Annotated in this window: 19 protein-coding genes; 13 read left to right on the top strand and 6 right to left on the bottom strand. The window is 70.4% G+C overall.

The genetic code is table 11. The annotated features are described in order from the left end of the window. Positions 1–58: 58 nt before the first annotated feature. Both HZ992_RS05385 and HZ992_RS05380 read right to left on the bottom strand, forming a co-directional pair. Positions 59–1,915 (bottom strand): ATP-binding response regulator, encoded by a 1,857-nt coding sequence (locus tag HZ992_RS05385; RefSeq protein ID WP_245213357.1) that lies wholly within the window; start codon positions 1,913–1,915, stop codon positions 59–61. Next, on the bottom strand, positions 1,894–2,622 hold the full coding sequence (locus HZ992_RS05380) for a response regulator (protein WP_209385659.1): 729 nt from the start codon (positions 2,620–2,622) through the stop codon (positions 1,894–1,896). Before HZ992_RS05380 ends, HZ992_RS05385 begins: the two co-directional genes overlap by 22 nt. 192 nt (positions 2,623–2,814) lie before the next feature. On the opposite strand from HZ992_RS05380, the gene HZ992_RS05375 reads away from it, so the two are divergent. Beyond that, complete coding sequence (locus tag HZ992_RS05375; RefSeq protein WP_209385658.1) at positions 2,815–4,497, top strand: peroxidase family protein; 1,683 nt, start codon at positions 2,815–2,817, stop codon at positions 4,495–4,497. Positions 4,498–4,813: 316 nt separating this feature from the next. Here HZ992_RS05375 and HZ992_RS05370 read toward each other — a convergent pair whose 3' ends face one another. Further along, positions 4,814–5,266, bottom strand: a complete 453-nt coding sequence (locus tag HZ992_RS05370) for a MaoC family dehydratase (protein WP_209385657.1) — start codon at positions 5,264–5,266, stop codon at positions 4,814–4,816. Then, complete coding sequence (locus HZ992_RS05365) at positions 5,263–5,880, bottom strand: ParA family protein (RefSeq protein WP_209385656.1); 618 nt, start codon at positions 5,878–5,880, stop codon at positions 5,263–5,265. Before HZ992_RS05365 ends, HZ992_RS05370 begins: the two co-directional genes overlap by 4 nt. 91 nt (positions 5,881–5,971) lie before the next feature. Here HZ992_RS05365 and HZ992_RS05360 point away from each other — a divergent pair, with 91 nt between their 5' ends. The 11 genes from HZ992_RS05360 (at position 5,972) to HZ992_RS05310 (ending at position 14,784) form a co-directional block, all read left to right on the top strand. Continuing rightward, positions 5,972–6,634 carry a glutathione-regulated potassium-efflux system oxidoreductase KefF gene (locus HZ992_RS05360; protein WP_209385655.1) on the top strand — a complete coding sequence of 221 codons (663 nt, stop codon included), beginning with the start codon at positions 5,972–5,974 and terminating at the stop codon, positions 6,632–6,634. Further along, the gene (kefC, locus tag HZ992_RS05355; RefSeq protein WP_209385654.1) at positions 6,634–8,493 is read left to right on the top strand and encodes a glutathione-regulated potassium-efflux system protein KefC; all 1,860 of its coding nucleotides are present in this window, start codon (positions 6,634–6,636) and stop codon (positions 8,491–8,493) included. Before HZ992_RS05360 ends, kefC begins: the two co-directional genes overlap by 1 nt. 67 nt (positions 8,494–8,560) lie before the next feature. Further along, the gene (locus HZ992_RS05350) at positions 8,561–8,968 is read left to right on the top strand and encodes a Fur family transcriptional regulator (protein WP_209385653.1); all 408 of its coding nucleotides are present in this window, start codon (positions 8,561–8,563) and stop codon (positions 8,966–8,968) included. Then, positions 8,965–9,168, top strand: a complete 204-nt coding sequence (locus HZ992_RS05345) for a hypothetical protein (protein ID WP_209385652.1) — start codon at positions 8,965–8,967, stop codon at positions 9,166–9,168. Before HZ992_RS05350 ends, HZ992_RS05345 begins: the two co-directional genes overlap by 4 nt. Continuing rightward, a complete protein-coding gene (locus tag HZ992_RS05340; protein ID WP_209385651.1) occupies positions 9,165–9,899 on the top strand; it encodes a metal ABC transporter ATP-binding protein in 735 nt (244 codons plus the stop codon). Before HZ992_RS05345 ends, HZ992_RS05340 begins: the two co-directional genes overlap by 4 nt. 4 nt (positions 9,900–9,903) lie before the next feature. Beyond that, entirely contained in the window at positions 9,904–10,785 is an 882-nt protein-coding gene (locus HZ992_RS05335) for a metal ABC transporter permease (RefSeq protein ID WP_371816790.1), read from the top strand. Positions 10,786–10,791: 6 nt separating this feature from the next. Beyond that, positions 10,792–11,685, top strand: coding sequence for a metal ABC transporter solute-binding protein, Zn/Mn family (locus HZ992_RS05330; protein ID WP_209385649.1), 894 nt, complete (start codon positions 10,792–10,794; stop codon positions 11,683–11,685). 20 nt (positions 11,686–11,705) lie between these two features. Further along, the gene (locus tag HZ992_RS05325) at positions 11,706–12,224 is read left to right on the top strand and encodes a ZrgA family zinc uptake protein (RefSeq protein ID WP_209385648.1); all 519 of its coding nucleotides are present in this window, start codon (positions 11,706–11,708) and stop codon (positions 12,222–12,224) included. Positions 12,225–12,233: 9 nt separating this feature from the next. After that, positions 12,234–12,932, top strand: coding sequence for an ABC transporter ATP-binding protein (locus HZ992_RS05320; RefSeq protein ID WP_209385647.1), 699 nt, complete (start codon positions 12,234–12,236; stop codon positions 12,930–12,932). Continuing rightward, entirely contained in the window at positions 12,929–14,203 is a 1,275-nt protein-coding gene (locus HZ992_RS05315) for an ABC transporter permease (protein ID WP_209385646.1), read from the top strand. The genes HZ992_RS05320 and HZ992_RS05315 overlap by 4 nt, the downstream gene beginning before the upstream one ends. 14 nt (positions 14,204–14,217) lie before the next feature. Further along, positions 14,218–14,784 carry a DUF3299 domain-containing protein gene (locus tag HZ992_RS05310; protein ID WP_209385645.1) on the top strand — a complete coding sequence of 189 codons (567 nt, stop codon included), beginning with the start codon at positions 14,218–14,220 and terminating at the stop codon, positions 14,782–14,784. A gap of 7 nt (positions 14,785–14,791) precedes the next feature. On the opposite strand, the gene HZ992_RS05305 is transcribed toward HZ992_RS05310, so the two are convergent. Continuing rightward, positions 14,792–15,559, bottom strand: coding sequence for a sulfite exporter TauE/SafE family protein (locus tag HZ992_RS05305; protein ID WP_209385644.1), 768 nt, complete (start codon positions 15,557–15,559; stop codon positions 14,792–14,794). A gap of 37 nt (positions 15,560–15,596) precedes the next feature. On the opposite strand from HZ992_RS05305, the gene HZ992_RS05300 reads away from it, so the two are divergent. Beyond that, the gene (locus tag HZ992_RS05300; RefSeq protein WP_209385643.1) at positions 15,597–16,028 is read left to right on the top strand and encodes a DUF1841 family protein; all 432 of its coding nucleotides are present in this window, start codon (positions 15,597–15,599) and stop codon (positions 16,026–16,028) included. A 16-nt stretch (positions 16,029–16,044) separates the two neighbouring features. On the opposite strand, the gene HZ992_RS05295 is transcribed toward HZ992_RS05300, so the two are convergent. Continuing rightward, positions 16,045–18,075 (bottom strand): putative bifunctional diguanylate cyclase/phosphodiesterase, encoded by a 2,031-nt coding sequence (locus HZ992_RS05295; RefSeq protein ID WP_209385642.1) that lies wholly within the window; start codon positions 18,073–18,075, stop codon positions 16,045–16,047. Between the last annotated feature and the right edge of the window lie 101 nt (positions 18,076–18,176).

The following is an 18,176-nucleotide window of genomic DNA, read 5'->3' as shown; positions in this document are numbered from 1 at the left end:
TCCGCCGGGCGGGTTGCTCGCCGGGCTTGGGGCGGCCCGGCGCCCGGCGAGTCGCACATCAGGCGGACTTGACGTTCAGCTTGAACGCGATCATCGCGCGCAGCTTGTTGGGCACCACCGGCTTGAGCAGCAGGTGGAAATCCTTCTCCTGCGCTTCCTTGTCGAGCGTGCTCATGGTGCTGCCGGTCACCACGATGGCCGGCGTGGCGGCGCCGAAGCGCTCACGCAGCAGCTTGATGGCGTCGACGCCGTTTCGCCCGTTCTCCAGCCGATAGTCGACGATGAGCAGGTCCGGCCGCACCTGCTGCACATCGGCGGCCGCAGCCCAGGCGGCCGACTCGGCGACGCTGTCGAACGACACGACCTGCGCGCCCCAGCCCTGCATCAACACCTCGAGGCCGCTGCGCACCGCGGGCTCGTCTTCCACCACCACGATCAGCCGGCCGTCGAGCGTCAGCCCGAGCGGCCCCTTGGTGCTCGGCATGGCCGCCTGCTGCCGCGGCCTGCTCCCCACCGGCAGTTCGAGCGTGAAGACGGTGCCGCGGCCGGCTTGCGAGCGCAGCGTGATCGGCGCCCCCATCAGGTCGGCCAGGCGCTTGACGATCGCCAGGCCCAGGCCCAGGCCCTTGCGCTGGTGCGGCGCCACCGCCGGCGTGTTGGGCACCTGGTAGAACTCCTCGAAGACCTTGGCCTGCTCCTCGGCACGGATGCCCAGGCCCGAGTCCCAGACCTGCAGCAGGACCTTGTCGCCACGCAGGCGCGCCCCGACCAGCACGCCGCCGTCGTTGGTGTAGCGGATCGCGTTGCTCACCAGGTTGCGCAGGATGCGCTCGACCAGCAGCGGATCGGCATGCACCACGCGGGCCCAGCCCCTCAGGCGCAGCGCGAGGCCCTTCTCGAACGCCGTCGGCTCGAAGTGCAGGCGCAGCTTGCGCAGGATGTCGCCCACCTCGAACGACTGCGGATGCACCTCGACGCCGCCGTTGTCGATGCGGGTGATGTCCAGCAGTTCGGAGAAGAGGCCCTCCAACGCGTCGACCGAGGCATTGATGCTGTTCACCAGCTGCGCCACCTCGGGCTCGTGCACGCGCTGGCGCAGCGCCTCGGCGAACAGGCCCATGGCGTGCAGCGGCTGGCGCAGGTCGTGGCTGGCGGCGGTGAAGAACTGCGTCTTCGCGCGGTTGGCCACTTCGGCCTCGTGGCGCGCGGCCTCCGCGGCCTGCTTCTCGACGCGCAACTGCACGAGCAGGTCATCGGCGCGCAGCTTGAGCTCGATGACGCGTGCCAGGGCCTGCCGGTAGTTGCGCGCCAGCACCGTGGTCAGCGTGATGATGATCAGCAGCATGCCGGCCAGCTGGTAGCTGTACGCGTCGCCGCCGGTGGCGATGCGCACGATCAGCGGCCCGAAGCACAGCATCACGTAGGCCAGGAACATGCGCGGCTGGTTGGCCAGCACCGGCACCACGGCGATGCAGAAGGTGTAGATGACGAGGATCAGGCCGGTCTGCTGGATCCCAAGACCGCGCGTGAAGAACAGCCAGCCCGACAGGCCCCAGGCGCCGGCCGAGCACAGCGTCAGCACGTTCCAGTACAGGCGCCAGCGGCCCCAGTCGAGCTCGACTTCGTGTCGCTTCACCGCGGACTGGAAGCGCCGTGCGATCACGATGCGCACGAACCACAGGCCGACGAACAAGGCCATCCACGGGAACATCAGCGCCGACGGCGTCGAGGGCCAGAACAGCGTGGCGAGCATGAAGAAGCCCGCGGCCAGCCCGGCCAGCGTGGCCGGGGTGTAGGCGTAGACGGCGAGCACCTCCTCGCCGAGCGCCGAGTGGCGCGACGCAGGCTCGGCCGCCGGGGCCGCCTCGGCCGCGGCCCCTCCCGTGGCCAGGTTCACCGCGTCGGATTGCGCCATGCGTTGAGGCCGCCCTTGTGCGTCATCTGGCTGACTGCCAGCACCGCCTGCGTGCGCGAGCTGACATTCAGCGTGCGCAGCACGGCGGCGACGTGGTCCTTCACCGTCTCGACCGAGAGGTTGAGGTCGCGCGCGATCAGCTTGTTGGGCTTGCCCTGCAGCAGCAGCGCCAGCACGTCGGTCTGGCGCGGCGTCAGGCCGAGCGACTGCAGCGGCGGGTGGCCCTGCACCTCGCCGGCCTCGGCCTGCTCGCGCACCACGCGCAGCACGCTGGGCACGGTGTCGCCCTCGGGCTTGAGCGGCGCCGATTCGGCACCCATGGTCATCGGCGGCACGTAGATGCCGCCGGACATCACCACGTGCAGCGCCTCGAACAGCGACTCGTTGCTGGCGCGCTTGGGCACGAAGCCCATCGCGCCGAGGTCGATGGCATGGATCACGTCGCTGCTGCGGTCGGAGGCCGACACCACGACCACCGGCAGCGCCGGGTACTGGGCGCGGAACTCGCGCAGCACGTCGAAGCCGTCGGCATCGCCGAGCGAGAGGTCGAGCAGCACCAGGTCGAAATCCGAATCGGCCTGCAGCGCCTCGCGGCCGGCCTTCGCGCTGCCGGCGCCGATCACGGTCACGTCGTCGCCCAGCCCCTGGATGACGCTTTGCAGCGCCGACAGGATCAGCGGGTGGTCATCGATCAGCAGGACTTTCATCGCCACGGCCTCCGCAATGCATGCGGACCGGATCGTAGCCCACCGGCGCGCAAGCACCACGAACGTGGGCCGCAGCGTCCCCAGTTCGCATGAGGCACCCTGGCCGGAGGCCGCCTAGATTGATCGCGTGCGGCCACGTCGGCGGCGCTGCCCGGCCCCCGCGCCGGGCTCCACCCACCCTGGAGAGCAGTCATGAGTTCACGCCACGGCCGAGAGGCCTTCTTCATCGTCGGTGAGGGGATGCGGCAGATCGGCAGCGATGGGCGTCCGGAATCGGTCGCGCCGAGTTCGCTGCAGGACACCACCGAGTTCCGCTTCTCGCGTTTCGTTCCCGGCCTGCGCAACGAGCGCGAGAACAGCACCAACGTGCTGGCCAAGCTGGCGGTGGCCATGGTCGGCGGCGCCGGCCGCACCGACCCCACCCTGCCCGCCGGCTACACCTACCTCGGCCAGTTCGTCGACCACGACATGACGCTCGACAAGGCCGAGCTCGACCTCGGCCAGCCGGTGGACATCCCCGGCCTGCTCTCGCAGCGCTCGCCCACGCTCGACCTCGACAGCCTGTACGGCAAGGGGCCACGGGAGCAACCGCAGTGGTACGAGGACGACGGCATGCACCTGCGCCGCGGCACCCCGCTGAACTTCGAGTCGCCCAAGGCCGCCAAGCCGGGCTTCGACCTGCCGCGCTGGGGCGCCCAGGGTGCCGGCCAGACGCCGGCGCTGGCGCCGCGCCGCGCGCGCATTCCCGATGCGCGCAACGACGAGAACCTGGCGGTGGCGCAGGTCCACGCCGCCTTCATCCGCTTCCACAACTGCGTGGTCGACGACATCCTGGCCGGCGCAACGCCTGGCAGCCCGCAGGAGGTGTTCGATCGTGCGCGCGGCATCGTCACGCGCCACTACCAGTGGATGCTGCGCACCGACTACCTGCCGCGAATGGTCGACCCCGCGGTCGTCGACGCGGTGTTCAGCCAGGGTCGGCGCTTCTTCGAGCGCCATGGCGAGCGCGACGCCACCATGCCGGTGGAGTTCTCCGGCGCGGCCTTCCGGCTCGGACACAGCATGATCCGCACGGCCTACAACTGGAACAAGCACTTCAACGCCGCGACCGCGCAGGCACAGGGGCCGATCCGCTCGGGCCACCTGTTCCGCCTGTTCCGCTTCAGCGGCACCAGCGGCACGCTGGCGCCGACCGACCTGCCGCCGGGCTCGGCGGCCGACCTGGCCGACCTCGAATCCGGCAACAACGTCGGCGACGTGCTGCCGGCCAACTGGGTGGCCGACTTCACCCGGCTGTTCGACCTGCGCCGCTTCGGCCCGGCCTTCACGCCGGCGCCCTCGGACATGAACTTCGCGATGGCGATCGATACGCAGATCGTCGACCCGCTGAAGTCTCTGCCGATCGCGTCGTTCGGCGGTGTCGGCGAGCCCGACCTGGCGCTCAAGCGCAGCCTGGCCTTCCGCAACCTCGCGCGCGGCCGCATGCTCGGCCTGCCGTCGGGCCAGCAGCTCGCCTATGCGCTGCAGGTGGCGCCGCTGACGGCCAGCCAGATCATCAACGGCAAGGGCGGTGTCGAGATCCCCGACAGCCTGTTCGCCGGCGCCGACCGGCTGCAGCTCGAGACCAACACGCCGCTGTGGTTCTACGTGCTGCGCGAAGCCGAGATCGGCGGCAAGAACCGCCTGTCGGGCGTGGGCGCGATCATCGTGGCGGAGACCTTCCACCGCGCGATGCAAGCCAGCACGCACTCGGTGGTCAACGACACGGCCTTTCGGCCGACGCTGGGCCCGGGTGCCTCACAAGGGCGCTTCGACATGGCGGACCTGCTGCACTACGCCTTCGAGGGGAAGGCGGACATGCTCAACCCGCATTGAATCGGCGACTCGCGGCCCGTCGTGTTCTTCGTGGGTCTGCTTTCGTGCGACGGGCATGGTCGCAGGTCGACTGCGGTGGCCTGCCGTCACGAGAACCTCGATGGTTGTGGGGCAGGTGGTTCGGGTGTGCGATCGCAGGCCCCATTCGCGGTCGCCCAGGCGGGTGCAGGCCGCAGGCGTCGTTGACGAGGCGGCGCACTGCGGTCCTCGGTGGTCGCCCGCGAGCGTGGGCCGGAGAGCGCATACCCGGACCGCCTGCCCGCGCGCCGGACGAAACGGTCGGTCGTGAATGTCACTCCAGGACCGCGAGTCCCTGTCAGACGTAGCGGCGCGACAGCGACTCCGCCACGCAGACCGGCTTGGCCGAGCCTTCGCGCTCCATCGTCACTTCCATGGTGATCTGTGCGCCGCCTTCGAGCGGCTCGAAGGTCGTGAGCTTGAAGTGCCCGCGCAGCCGGCTGCCTACCGGCACCGGCGCCGGGAAGCGCACCTTGTTCAGCCCGTAGTTGACGCCCATGCGCACGTTGGCGAACTCGATCGCCGATTCGGCCATCACCGGCAGCAACGACAAGGTCAGGAAGCCGTGCGCGATGGTCGCCCCGAAGGGCCCGGCCGCCGCGCGCACCGGGTCGACGTGGATCCACTGGTGGTCGCCGGTGGCGCGCGCGAACTCGTCGATGCGTTCCTGCGTGACGGTGATCCAGTCGCTGCTGGCCACGGTCTGGCCGATCAGCGCGCCGAATTCCTCGAGCGACTCGAAACGCCTCATGCCTCGACCCATTCCAGGATCGGCTTCCACTGCTCGATGTCGCGCTCGAAACGCGACGAGGTGACGTCCCACAGCGTCAGCCCGTGGGCGGCCAGGTGCACGTAGTTCTGCGTGTCGCGCAGGAAGCCGAGCACCGGCACCTTCAGGCTGTCGACGAAGGCGCGCAGGTGGTCCGCGGAGATGGTGCCCTCGCGGATGCGCATGCCGACGATGGCGAACTTCACCTTGTCGCTGCGCCGGTGCGCCAGCAATTCGCGGACGAAGGCGTGCGTGGCGTGGATGTCGAAGATGCTCGGCTGCAGCGGAATCACCACCTTGTCGGCGATCTTCATCACCTCGTCCAGCCGCTTGCCGTGCAGGCCGGCCGGCGTGTCGAGCACCACGTGGGTGGTGCCCTTGGGCGGGCGCACGATCTCGTCGTGGCTGGTCTCCCAGGTGCCGATGGCCGGCAGGTGCTTCGGCCGCAACAACAGCCAGGTCAGCGCGGACTGCTGCCGGTCCACGTCGCCGAGCATCACCGCATGCCCCTTCGAGGCGAGGTAGCCCGCCAGGTTGGTCGACAGCGTGCTCTTGCCCACGCCCCCCTTGGGATTGGCCACCACGATCACCGGCATCTGGACCTCCGTCCTCGCGTCTGGTTGTTCGGCTTTTGCGGTTATGTTACGGCACCATCCCGACCCGCCCCATCGAGTGCAACCCCACGCCATGCCCGAGCCTCATCCCTCGCCCGGCGCCGCATCCGCCGAGGTGCTGGTGCTGGTGGCCCACCCGCAGATGGAACAGTCGCGCGCCAACCGCACGCTGATGCGCGCCGCCGGCGAGGTGGCCGCGGCTTCGCAGGGCCGCTTAGAGGTGCGCGACCTGTACGCGCTCTACCCCGACTACCTGATCGACGTGGCCGCCGAGCAGGCGCTGCTGGCGCGCGCGAAGCTGGTCGTCTGGCAGCACCCGGTGCACTGGTATTCGATGCCGCCGCTGATGAAGCTCTGGCTCGACGAGGTGCTTGCCTTCGGCTGGGCCTACGGCCCGGGCGGTACGGCCCTGCAGGGCAAGGATCTGTGGCTGGCCGCCAGCACCGGCGGGCCGGAAGATTCGTACCGGCCCGACAGCTACAACCGCTACTTCTTCGACGCCTTCCTGCCGCCCTACGAGCAGACGGCGGCGTTGTGCGGCATGCGCTTCCTGCCGCCCCTGATGCTGCATGGTGCGCACCGCGTCGGCCAGGCGGCCATCGAGGCGCACGCGCGCATCTATGCCGAGCGCCTGGCCGCCTACCCGGAATGGCCCGAACTGGCCGAGCTTGCCGAGTGCGTGGCCTGCGAGGTGCCGGCCACGGCACGCCCGGCGACCGAGCCGGAGGGCGCCTGATGGAACACGGCTCCTGGCTGACCGGCAGCCTCGTCTACCTGGCCGCGGCGGTGCTCGCGGTGCCGATCGCCAAGGCGCTCGGCCTGGGCTCGATCATCGGCTACCTTGCCGCCGGCATCCTGATCGGCCCCTGGGGCCTGAAGTTCGTCACCGATCCGCAGGACATGCTGCACTTCGCCGAGTTCGGCGTGGTGCTGATGCTCTTCCTGGTCGGCCTGGAGCTGGAACCTCGCCGCCTGTGGGCATTGCGCCGGCCGATCTTCGGCTGGGGCAGCGTGCAGCTGTTCGGCTCCGCCGCGCTGATGTGCGGCGCGGCGGTGCTGCTGGGCGTGGACTGGCGCCTCGCGCTGGTGGCCTCGCTGGGCCTGGCGATGAGCTCCACGGCCATCGGCCTGGGCGTGATGGCCGAGCGCAACCTGATGGCCACCACCTCGGGCCAGAGCGTGCTCAGCGTGATGCTGCTGCAGGACGTGGCGGCCATCCCGATCCTGGCGCTCGTGCCCTTGCTGGCCGTCAGCACCGAACATGCGCAAGGCGGCGGCTGGCTGGGTGCGGCCAAGGCGGTGGGCGTGATCGCGCTGATCGTGCTCGGCGGCCGCCTGCTGCTGCGCCCGGCGCTGCGCTGGATCGCCCGCAGCAAGACGCCGGAGATCTTCACCGCCGCCTCGCTCCTGCTGGTGGTGGCCACGGCGGCGCTGATGCAGTCGGTGGGCCTGTCGATGGCGCTGGGCGCCTTCCTGGCCGGCGTGCTGCTCGCCGAGAGCGAATACCGCCGCGAGCTGGAGACCGACATCGAGCCCTTCAAGGGCTTGCTGCTCGGCCTGTTCTTCATCGCCGTGGGCATGAGCATCGACTTCGCGGTGGTGCTGGCGCAGCCTCTGCTCGTGGCCGGCATCGTGCTGGGCTTCCTGGTCGTCAAGGGCGTGGTGCTGTGGGCCATGGGCCGCACGATGCCGATCCCGCTGGCCGAGCGGCCGCCCTTCATCATCCTGCTCGCGCAGGGCGGCGAGTTCGGCTTCGTGGTGTTCCAGACCGCCGCCGGCGCCGGTGTGATCGACGCGCCGACCTCGTCGCTCCTGGTGGCCGCGGTGGCCCTCTCGATGCTGCTCACGCCCCTGGTGCTGCTGCTGTCCGACCGCTGGTGGGCCGCGCGCCTGGCGGCGCGCGCCCTGGACCCGCAGCTTGACGAGATCAGCGAGCCGCAGCACGCGCCGGTGATCATCGCGGGCTTCGGCCGCTACGGGCAGATCGTCGGCCGGCTGCTCTACGCGAACGGCCTCGCGGCCACCGTGCTGGAGCACGACGCCGAGCAGGTGGAGGCCGTGCGCCGCTTCGGCTGGCCGGTGTTCTACGGCGACGCGGCGCGGCTGGACCTGCTGCGCACCGCCGGCGCGGACAAGGCTCGCGTGATGGTGCTGGCCATTGACGACATCGAACAGAGTGTCGAGGTGGCCAAGCTGGTGCGCGAGCATTTCCCGCGCATGACGGTCGTCGCACGGGCCCGCAACGTCACGCACTACTACGAGCTGCGCAACCTGGGTGTCGAGATCATCGAGCGCGAGACGCTGGACGCCGCGCTGATGAGCGGGCGCAGCGTGCTCGAGCTGCTCGGCTTCGAGCGCCACCAGGCGCGCACGCTGGCGCTGCGATTTCGCCGGCACAACGTGGCGCAGCTCGAGGTGATGCGGCCGCACTTCGGCGACGAGGCGAAGCTGATCGCCATCGCCAAGCAGGGCCGCCAGCAGCTCGAGGAGCTGTTCGCGCAGGAGCGCGAAGCGGCACGCCAGCGCACCGAGCGCGCAGGCTGGGGCGGGCAGGACGGCGCGCAGAGCGACGAGGACCCCGCCACACCCCGCTGACCCCGGATTCGACTCGGGTTTCGGCAGGCCTCAGCAAATGCAATTGCATTTGCAATAAGATGCGCCGATGGAATCCCGCCAGACTCGACAGAAGCAGGCCGTGCTGCAGGCGCTCGCCTCCAGCGGGCGCTCGCTCGCGCCGGCGGAGATCCTCGATCTGGCGCGCGGCGAGGTGCCGACGCTGAACCTGTCGACCGTCTACCGCCAGTTGCGCACGCTGCACGACGAAGCCCAGGTGGTGCGCGTCGACCTGCCTGGCCAGGCGGCGCGCTTCGAGGCACCCTGCGCCGAGCGCAGCGCGCATGCGCACGAGCACCATCATCACCACCATTTCCATTGCACCGTGTGCGACCGGGTGTTCCCGATCCACGGCTGCCCGAGCGGCATCGACCGGCTGGCGCCGGCAGGCTTCCGCGTCGAGCAGCACGAGTTGACGCTGCGTGGCCGGTGTGCCGACTGCGCGAGGGCCACATGAGCCACGAGCACGCCCATGCGCACGAACACGTGCACGAACACGCGCATGATCACGCGCACGACGAACGCCGCCCGCACGATGAGGATGTCCCCGCCAGCGTGCTGATGAGCGGCGCGCTGCCGCGTTTGGCTGCGGCACTGGCCGCCCTCGTGCTGCTGTGGGCTGCGGTGGCCTGGGCCCTGGCGGACCTGACGACATGAACGCAGTGCGCTTCATCGACCTGACGGTGACGCACCAGCGCCACCCTGCCGTGCATCACCTCAGCGGCGAGATCGACCAAGGTGCGTTGATGGCCATCGTCGGGCCCAACGGCGCCGGCAAGAGCAGCCTGCTGGATGCACTCGCGGGCCGGCTGCCGGTGAACTCCGGTCGCATCGAGATCGCGCCGGCGCTGGTCGGCCGTGTGGCCTACCTGCCGCAGCAGTCGCAGATCGACCGCAGCTTCCCGGTCGGCGTGCTCGATCTCGTTTCGCTCGGCCACTGGCCGCGCCGTGGTGCCTTCGGCGCCATCGACCGGCCGCTGCGCGAGAAGGCGCGCGAGGCGCTGGCCTCGGTGGGCCTGTCGGGCTTCGAGCAGCGGCGCATCGGCGAGCTCTCGGTCGGGCAGTTCCAGCGCGTGCTGTTCGCCCGCGTGCTGCTGCAGGACGCACAGCTGATCCTGCTCGACGAACCCTTCAACGCCATCGACGCGCGCACCAGCGCCGACCTGCTCGCCGTGGTGCGGCGCTGGCACGGCGAAGCGCGCACCGTGGTGGCGGTGCTGCACGACATGGAGCTGGTGCGCGAGAACTTCCCGCAGACCCTGCTGCTCGCCCGCGAGGCCGTGGCCTGGGGGCCGACGGCGCAGGTGCTGCATGCCGAGAACCTGTTCCGCGCGCGCCAGATGTCGGAGCGCTGGGACGAGTCCGCACCGGTGTGCGAGCGGGCCTGAGGGCATGACCATGGGCCCGTACGAGATCTTCCTGCAGCCCTTCGTGGAGTTCGGCTTCATGCGCCGCGCGCTGGTGGCCTGCGTCGCGCTTGCGCTGGGCAGCGCGCCGATGGGCACGCTGCTGGTGCTTCGCCGCATGAGCCTGATGGGCGACGCGATGGCGCATGCCGTACTGCCCGGCGCGGCGATCGGCTTCGCGCTGGCCGGGTTCTCGCTGCCGGCCATGGGTGCCGGTGGGCTGGCGGCGGCACTGCTGGTGGCCGTGCTCGCCGGGTGGGTGGCGCAGGTCACCACGCAGCGCGAGGACGCCAGCTTCGCAGCCTTCTACCTGATCGCGCTGGCCGCCGGTGTCCTGATCGTCTCCACCCACGGCAGCCCGGTGGACCTGATGCACGTGCTGTTCGGCAGCATCCTCGCGGTCGACGACACCGCGCTCATCACGGTCGCGGGCGTGGCCAGCGTCACGCTGCTGGTCGTCGCGGCGGCCTACCGGCCGTTGCTCGTGGCCAGTGTCGACCCCGGCTTCCTGCGCTCGGTGGGCGGGCGTGAACGCGCGCTGCACTTCGTCTTTCTCGGCCTCGTGGTGCTCAACCTCGTCGCCGGCTTCCAGGCCCTGGGCACGCTGATGGCCGTGGGCCTGATGATGCTGCCGGCCACCGCGGCGCGCTTCTGGGCCCGCGAGGTGTGGAGCCTGGCCGCCACGGCCACCGCGATCGCGCTGTTCAGCGGCGCCGGCGGCCTGCTGCTGAGCTACCACCTGCAGTTGCCCTCGGGCCCGGCCATCGTGCTGCTGGCCGGCGCGGCCTACCTCGTCTCGCTGGCCGCCGGCCGCCACGACAGCCTGCTCGCCCGCCGCAGCGCGCTGCACGCGCACCGCGTGGCCTGAACCACCATGCGTCGCCTCGTCACACTCTTCCTTGCGCTCGCGCTGCTCGGCATCGCCGCGCCGCTGCGCGCGCAGACCGCCCGGCCGCTGCAGGTGGTGGCGAGCTTCTCGATCCTCGCCGACATGCTGCGCGAGATCGCCGGCGATGCGGCACAGGTGCACAGCCTGGTCGGCGCCAACGCCGATGCGCATGTGTTCGAACCCACGCCGGCCGACGCGCAGCGCCTGGCCAAGGCCGACCTGGTGGTGGTCAACGGGCTGCACTTCGAAGGCTGGATCGATCGCCTGGTGCGCAGTTCCGGCTACCGCGGCCCGGTGATCGAGGCCTCGCGCGGGATCGAGCCGCGGCGCGTCGGTCGTGCGGCCGATCCGCACGCCTGGCAAAGCCTGGCACACGCGCAGCGCTACGTCGAGAACATGCGCGCGGCACTGGTGGCCGCCGCGCCGGCGCAGGCCGCGGCGATCGATGCACGCGCCGCCGTCTACCGCGAGCGCATCGTCGCGCTCGATGCGAGCGCACGCGCCGCGTTCGAAGCTGTGCCGCGCGAGCAGCGCCGCGTGGTCACCACGCACGATGCCTTCGGCTATCTTGGCGACGCTTACGGGATCACCTTCATTTCTCCGCGCGCCTGGAACACCGACAGCGAAGCTTCCGCCGCCGGCGTGGCCTCGGTGATCCGGCAGGTTCGGCTGCACCAGGCCCGCGCGCTGTTCGTCGAGAACATCACCGACCGCCGCAGCATCGAGCGCATCGCTCAGGAGACCGGTGCGCGCGTCGGCGGCACCCTGTACTCGGACGCACTGTCCCAGCCGGGCGCCGGTGCCGACACCTTCCTGCGCATGTATGCGCACAACGTGAAGTCGATCGCCGCGGCGCTGCAGGCCGTGGCAGCACGCTGACCGACGAGGATGGCCAAACGATGAAGCAGCACCTGATCGCCGCCACGCTGGCGACTCTGATCTCCTTGCCGGCGCTGGCCGGCAAGGCCCACGAACACGGCGCGGCGAAGCTCGACATCGCCGTCGAGCCGGGCCGCCTGGTCATCTCGCTCGAATCGCCGCTGGACGGCCTGCTCGGCTTCGAGCGCGCGCCGCGCAGCGCCGCCGAGAAGCGCGCCGTCGAGTCGATGGTCGCCACGCTGAAGGCGGCCGACACGCTGTTCCGCATCGACCCCGCCGCGCAGTGCAGCCTGGGGCCGGTCTCGCTGGCGTCTGCGCCGCTCAAGCTGGGCGATGCCAAGTCCTCAGCCGATGACGGCCACGGCGACCTCGACGCCGACTTCGAGTTCACCTGCAAGTCGGCCCCGGCCTTCGTCGAGATCGGCCTGTTCAAGGCCTTCCCGCGTCTGGCCCGGCTGGAGGTGCAGAGCGCCACGTCCAAGGGCCAGCGCAAGCAAGTGCTCGTCCGCCCGGCGCAGCGCGTCGAGCTGGCGCGCTAGCGGCTCGGCGTGATCGAGCTGCACGATCTGCGCTACGCCTGGCCGCGAGCCGGGCGCGACTGCCTGGCCATCGACACGCTGCAGGTCAGCGCCGGCGAGACGCTGTTCCTGCACGGCCCGAGCGGCTGCGGCAAGAGCACGCTGCTGTCGCTGCTGGCCGGCGTGCTGGTGCCACGTGCCGGCAGCGTGTCGATGGCCGGCCGCTCCTGGGGCTCGATGTCCGGCGCGGCGCGCGATGCCTTCCGCGCCGACCATGTCGGCTACCTGTTCCAGCAGTTCAACCTGCTGCCCTGGCTGAACGTGACCGACAACGTGCTGCTGGGCTGCCGCTTCTCGCCCTCGCGCGCCGCACGCGCCACGCAGCGCAGCGGCTCGCCGGCGGCGCAGGCGCGATCGCTGCTCGAGCGTGTCGGGCTGGATTCAAGCCTGTTTCCTCGTGACGCGCGCGAGCTTTCGGTCGGACAGCAGCAACGCGTGGCCGCGGCGCGCGCGCTGATCGGCGCGCCCGAGGTGGTGATCGCCGACGAGCCGACCTCGGCGCTGGACGCCACGTTACGCGACGACTTCATGGACGTGCTGCTCGGCGAATGCCGCGCCGCCGGCAGCACGCTGGTCTTCGTCAGCCACGACGAGCGACTGGCGCGCCGCTTCGACCGTGCGGCCTCGCTGCCGGATCTGAACCACGCCTTGCACGAGGCTGCCGGATGAAGGCGCTGCTGAGCCTGGCGGCGGCCAGCGCCTGGAACCGCCGCGGCACGCTGTCGCTGGTGGCGCTGTCGATCGCGCTGTCGACGCTGTTGCTGCTCGCCTTCGATCGGGTGCGCATCGACGTGCGCGACAACTTCTCTCAGGCCGTCAGCGGCACCGACCTCGTCGTCGGCGCACGCACCGGCTCCGTGCAGCTGATGCTCTACGCCGTGTTCCATCTCGGCGGCGCCACCAACAACGTGCGCATGGAAAGCATCGAGGAGATCGCGAAACACCGCGCCGTCGACTGGGTGGTGCCGCTGTCGCTGGGCGACTCGCACCGCGGCTTCCCGGTGCTGGGCACGACGAAGGCGTTCTTCGAGCGTTTCCGCTACGGCGAGCGGCAGGCGCTGCGGCTCGAGCACGGCTCGCCCTTCAGCGGCGATCTCGACGGCCTGTACGGCACCGTGCTCGGCGCGGAGGTCGCGCAGCGCCTGCGCTACAAGCTCGGCGACCCCATCGTGCTCAGCCACGGCAGCGGCACGCTGCCGGGCAGCGAGCATGCCGACAAGCCCTTCACCGTGGTCGGCATCCTCGCGCCGACCGGCACGCCGGTGGACCGCACCGTACACATCAGCCTGCCCGCGCTCGAAGCGATCCACCTCGACTGGTCGGCCGGCACGCCGATGAAGGGCCTGGCCATCCCGGCCGAGCAGGCGCGCAAGTTCGATCTCGCGCCCAAGCAGGTCACCGCCGCGCTGGTCGGCCTGAAGGGGCGCGCCGCGGTCTTCGCGGTGCAGCGTTTCGTCAACGACTACGAGGGCGAGCCGCTGATGGCGGTGCTGCCCGGCGTGGCGCTGGACGAACTCTGGAACGTGGTCGGCGTGGGCGAGAAGCTGCTCATCGGTCTGTCGGCTCTGGTGGCGCTGGTCAGCCTGGCCGGGCTGGTGGCCACCGTGCTGGCCGGGCTGAACGAGCGCCGCCGCGAGCTCGCCGTGTTGCGCGCCGTCGGCGCCGGCCCGCGCGACGTGCTGGTGCTGCTGGCCGCCGAGGGCCTGCTCGTCACGCTGGCCGGCATGCTGCTGGGCACGCTGGCCTGCGTGGCACTGATCGCCGGGGCCGGGCCCTGGGTACAGTCTCACTACGGCGTGACATTGAACCTCGGCGAGCCGAGCGCATCACAAGGGCTGCTGCTCGGCGGCGTATTGGCGGCCGGCGTGCTGGCCAGCCTGATCCCGGGCCTGCGCGCCTACCGGATGTCGCTGTCCGACGGCCTGTCGCCGCGCAGCTGAACGAGGAACCGACGATGAACCGAACCGCTCCCTGGCTGATTGCGATGGCCCTGGCCCTGCCGGGCGCGCACGCCGCCGCGCAGGACAAGCCGGCCGCCAAGGCCGCCGCCCCGGCCCGCGCCGGCTTCCCGGAAATCACCTGGGACGATCTGGTACCCAAGGACTGGGATCCGCTCAAGCAGTTCAAGGACATGAACTTCGGCGTGCTCAGCGATGCCGACCCGCGCGCGGCCGCCATGCTGAAGAAGATGCGCGAGACCTGGGACAACGCACCGACCAACAACGCGATGGACGGCAAGGCGATCCGCATCCCGGGCTACGTGGTGCCGCTCGAAGAAGGCAAGTCGGGCATGACCGAGTTCCTGCTCGTGCCCTACTTCGGGGCCTGCATCCACTCGCCGCCGCCGCCCTCGAACCAGATCATCCACGTGCGCCCGCGCGAGGCCGCCAAGGGCGTGAAGTCGATGGACGCGGTGTGGATCAGCGGCACGCTGAAGACGCTGCGTTCGGACACCTTCATGGGCGCCAGCGGCTACCGGCTGGAAGCCGTGGCCATCGACATCTACACCGACAAGAAGTAGCCCCCGCTCACTTCAGCCCGTCGTACAGCAGCTTCGCACCGGTGAGAAACATGCCGGTGTAGGCGAGCCGGTAGAACCAGCTCGCGTCGATGCGGCGCGTGGCCCACACGCCCAGCCACACGCCCAGTGGCGCCAACGGCATCAGCACGAGCGAGGTGCTCATGTTGCGCAGGTCGATCAGGCCCAGCCAGGCGTAGGGGATCCACTTCGACAGGTTCACCGCGGCGAAGAACACCGACATGGTCGCGGCATAGGTCAGCGGTGCCAGGCGCAGCGGCAGCACGTAGGCATTGATCGGCGGGCTGCCGGCATGCGCGACGAAGCTGGTGAAGCCCGACGCGATGCCCAGCACGAAGCCCAGCGGGCGCGGCGGCGGCGGGCTGTCGGCACGCGGCGGGAACAGCAGCCGCTGGGCGAGAAAGAGCAGCGTCAGCGCGCCCACCACGGCGGCCACCGTCGCCGTGCTCAGCACGCCGAACAGCACCGTGCCGACCACCGTGCCGAGCAGGCCGGCGGGCAGAAGCAGGCGCAGCAGCTCGCGGTCGCAGTGTCTCCACAGCTGCTGCAGGCCGGTCGCGTCCATCACCAGCAGCAGCGGCAGCATGATCGCCGCCGCCTGCGGCACCGGAATCGCCAGCGCCATCAGCGGCACCGCCAGCGAGCCGAAGCCGCCGAGGAAGCCGCTCTTGGACAGGCCCATCATCAACACCGCCGGCACAGCCACGGCATAGAAGGCCGCATCGTGGATCAGCGGCAGCTCGCTCCATGCCGTCATCAGGGTCCGTCTTTTCCTGTCGAGAGACAATTGTCGGATGTTTGCTCCTTCCCAGAACGACGTGCGCCGATTCTTCTGCGACACGCGCCGCAAGCGCCGCGACGGCCTGCCGCTGATCCCGATGGAGGCGCTGGCCGCCGACTGGATCGACGAGCATCCGGAGTACCACGCCGAACTCGACGACCTCGAAGCGGCGCTGGCGTCGGTCTACGACGTCGAGAGCGGCCGCACCAATCCCTTCCTGCACCTGTCGATGCACCTGACGATCACCGAGCAGGTGTCGATCGACCAGCCGCGCGGCATCCGGCAGGCCTTCGAGCTGCTCGCTGCCCGGCGTGGCTCGGCGCACGAGGCGCACCACGAGGTGATGGAGTGCCTGGGCGAGATGGTCTGGGCCTCGCAGAAGAGCGGGCTGCCGCCCGACGGCGAGCGCTACCTCGAATGCGTGCGCCGGCGCGCGACGCGCTGAGGCACGTGGCAACGCTCTAGGCGGCTTCCCGGTTGTCCGGCACCGGTGCCGTGCGTGCCGCCAGCAGCGAGGTCTGGCGCGTCTCGCCGAACAGCGAGTTGCGGAACACCGAGGCCTCGCCACGGTCGCCGATGGCCCACAGCAGCAGCGCGCGGGCCGACATCGGCTTGGCGAACAGGTAGCCCTGCAGTTCGTCGCAACCCAGCTCGGCCAGGATCTGGTGCTGGCGCGGGTTCTCCACGCCCTCGGCGACCACCTTCAGCCCCAGCGCGTGGGCGAGCTTGAGCACCGCATCGACCACCGCGCGGGCGTCGGGGCTGTGCTCCAGGTCCTGCACGAAGCTTCGGTCGATCTTCAGCTCCTCGGCGGGCAGCTTGCGCAGATAGGCCAGGCTCGAGTAGCCGGTGCCGAAGTCGTCGATCGACAGGTGCGTGCCGAGTTCGCCGAGGCGGCGGAAGGTCTCCTGGGTGGCCAGCGTGTCCTCCATCGCTGCAGATTCCGTGATCTCGCAGGTCAGCAGCGAGGGACGGATGCGGTGGCGCTTGAGGGCCTCGATGATGCGGTCGACGATGTCGTCCTGGCGCATCTGGTAGGCCGACAGGTTGATCGCCACGCGCATGCGCAGGCCCTTGTCGCGCCAGGCGCGCGCCTGCCGGCACGCGGCTTCGATGACCCAGTCGCCCAGCGGGCCGATCAGCCCGGTGCGCTCGGCCAGCGGCACGAACTGGCCGGGCAACACGAGACCGAGCTTCGGATGGTTCCAGCGCAGCAGTGCCTCGGCGGCGGTGACCTTGCCGCTGCGCGCGTCGATCTTCGGCTGGAAGTACAGCTCGAGTTCGTTGTTGGCGATGGCGCGGCGCAGATCGCGCACCATGTCGAAGTTCTGCTTGGCGTCGGAATCCATCTCCGGCGAGAAGAAGGCATGCCGCGTGCCGCCGGCGCGCTTGGCGGCGTACATCGCCGCGTCGGCGCGGGCGATCAGCTTGCTGGCACGGCAGCCGTCGGGGTAGATGGCGATGCCCACCGAGCAGGAGATGCCGATCTCGCGGTCTTCCACCTTGTAGGGCCGGCTGAGGATCTCGATCAGCGCCTTGGCGATGCGCGTCACCGACTCGGTCGACGAGATGCCCGGGATCAGCAGCAGGAATTCGTCGCCTCCGACGCGCGCCGCCACGTCGGAGCCGCGCGTGAGCGAACGCAGACGCACGCCGACCTGCTCGAGCACGCGGTCGCCGCAGGCATGGCCGAAGGTGTCGTTGACCGGCTTGAAGCCGTCGAGGTCGATGAACAGCACCGCCAGCTTGGCCTGCTTGGCGTCGCAGCGCCTGGCCGCCGCCGTCAGACGCTCCTCGAAGAACTGCCGCGTCGGCAAGCCGGTCAGCAGATCGGTGGCGGTCACGCGGACCGGGCGCGCCACCATGTCCTGCGAGTCCGAGGGTTGTCGCAGCATCGCCAGCACCATGGCGCCGAGCGCGGCCACCAGCGAGAGCACCGCCAGTTCATGCCAGGCGGTGTCCGGAACGGACGGCATGGTGGCCATGAATCCGGTCAGCGCCAGCGCCACCACCCCGGCCGCGGCCGACACCGACATCGCGCGGACCCATTGGCCCACACGTTCGTTCTGCGTCGGCAGGAACATCGCGATGCTCGCCATCGCCAGCCCGAGCACCAGCGCACCTTCGCTCACCGGCAGATCGATCGGGGCAATGCGGAACAGGCTGGGCAGCAGCAGCATCGCATATGCATAGGCCGCCACCACGGTGACGACGCCGCCCAGCACCGTGCCGGCCCAGGAGCCCAAGGCCCAGGCCCGCGTGGTGGCCAGGCCGAGCGAAAACAGCGCCAGGGCAGGCAGCCAGGCCAGCATCGAGCGGGCGCCCGCCGACGCTGCCAGGGTGCCCTCGGTCTGCAGCGCGTGCGCCGGCCACCACAGGGCACAGGCGCTGAGCACGATGGCGATGCCACGCACCCGCCATGCCATCTTGCTCGACCGCCGCTCGGCCAGAACGCCGATGCCGGCGGCCAGCCACAGCAGCAGGGCGGTCACGACAAGGCAGGCGGCGAGAAGCATCGAGTGAGAAACGTGGCGAGGTGTTCGAGGACGGGCGTCCGCGATCTTCAGGCCTTTCGGCAGCTTGCCGCTGCCCT

The organism is Rhizobacter sp. AJA081-3 (assembly GCF_017795745.1).
Taxonomy (GTDB): Bacteria; Pseudomonadota; Gammaproteobacteria; order Burkholderiales; family Burkholderiaceae_C; genus Piscinibacter.
Note: the sequence above shows the minus strand (reverse complement) of the source record. Positions and strands in the feature narration are given on the sequence as shown.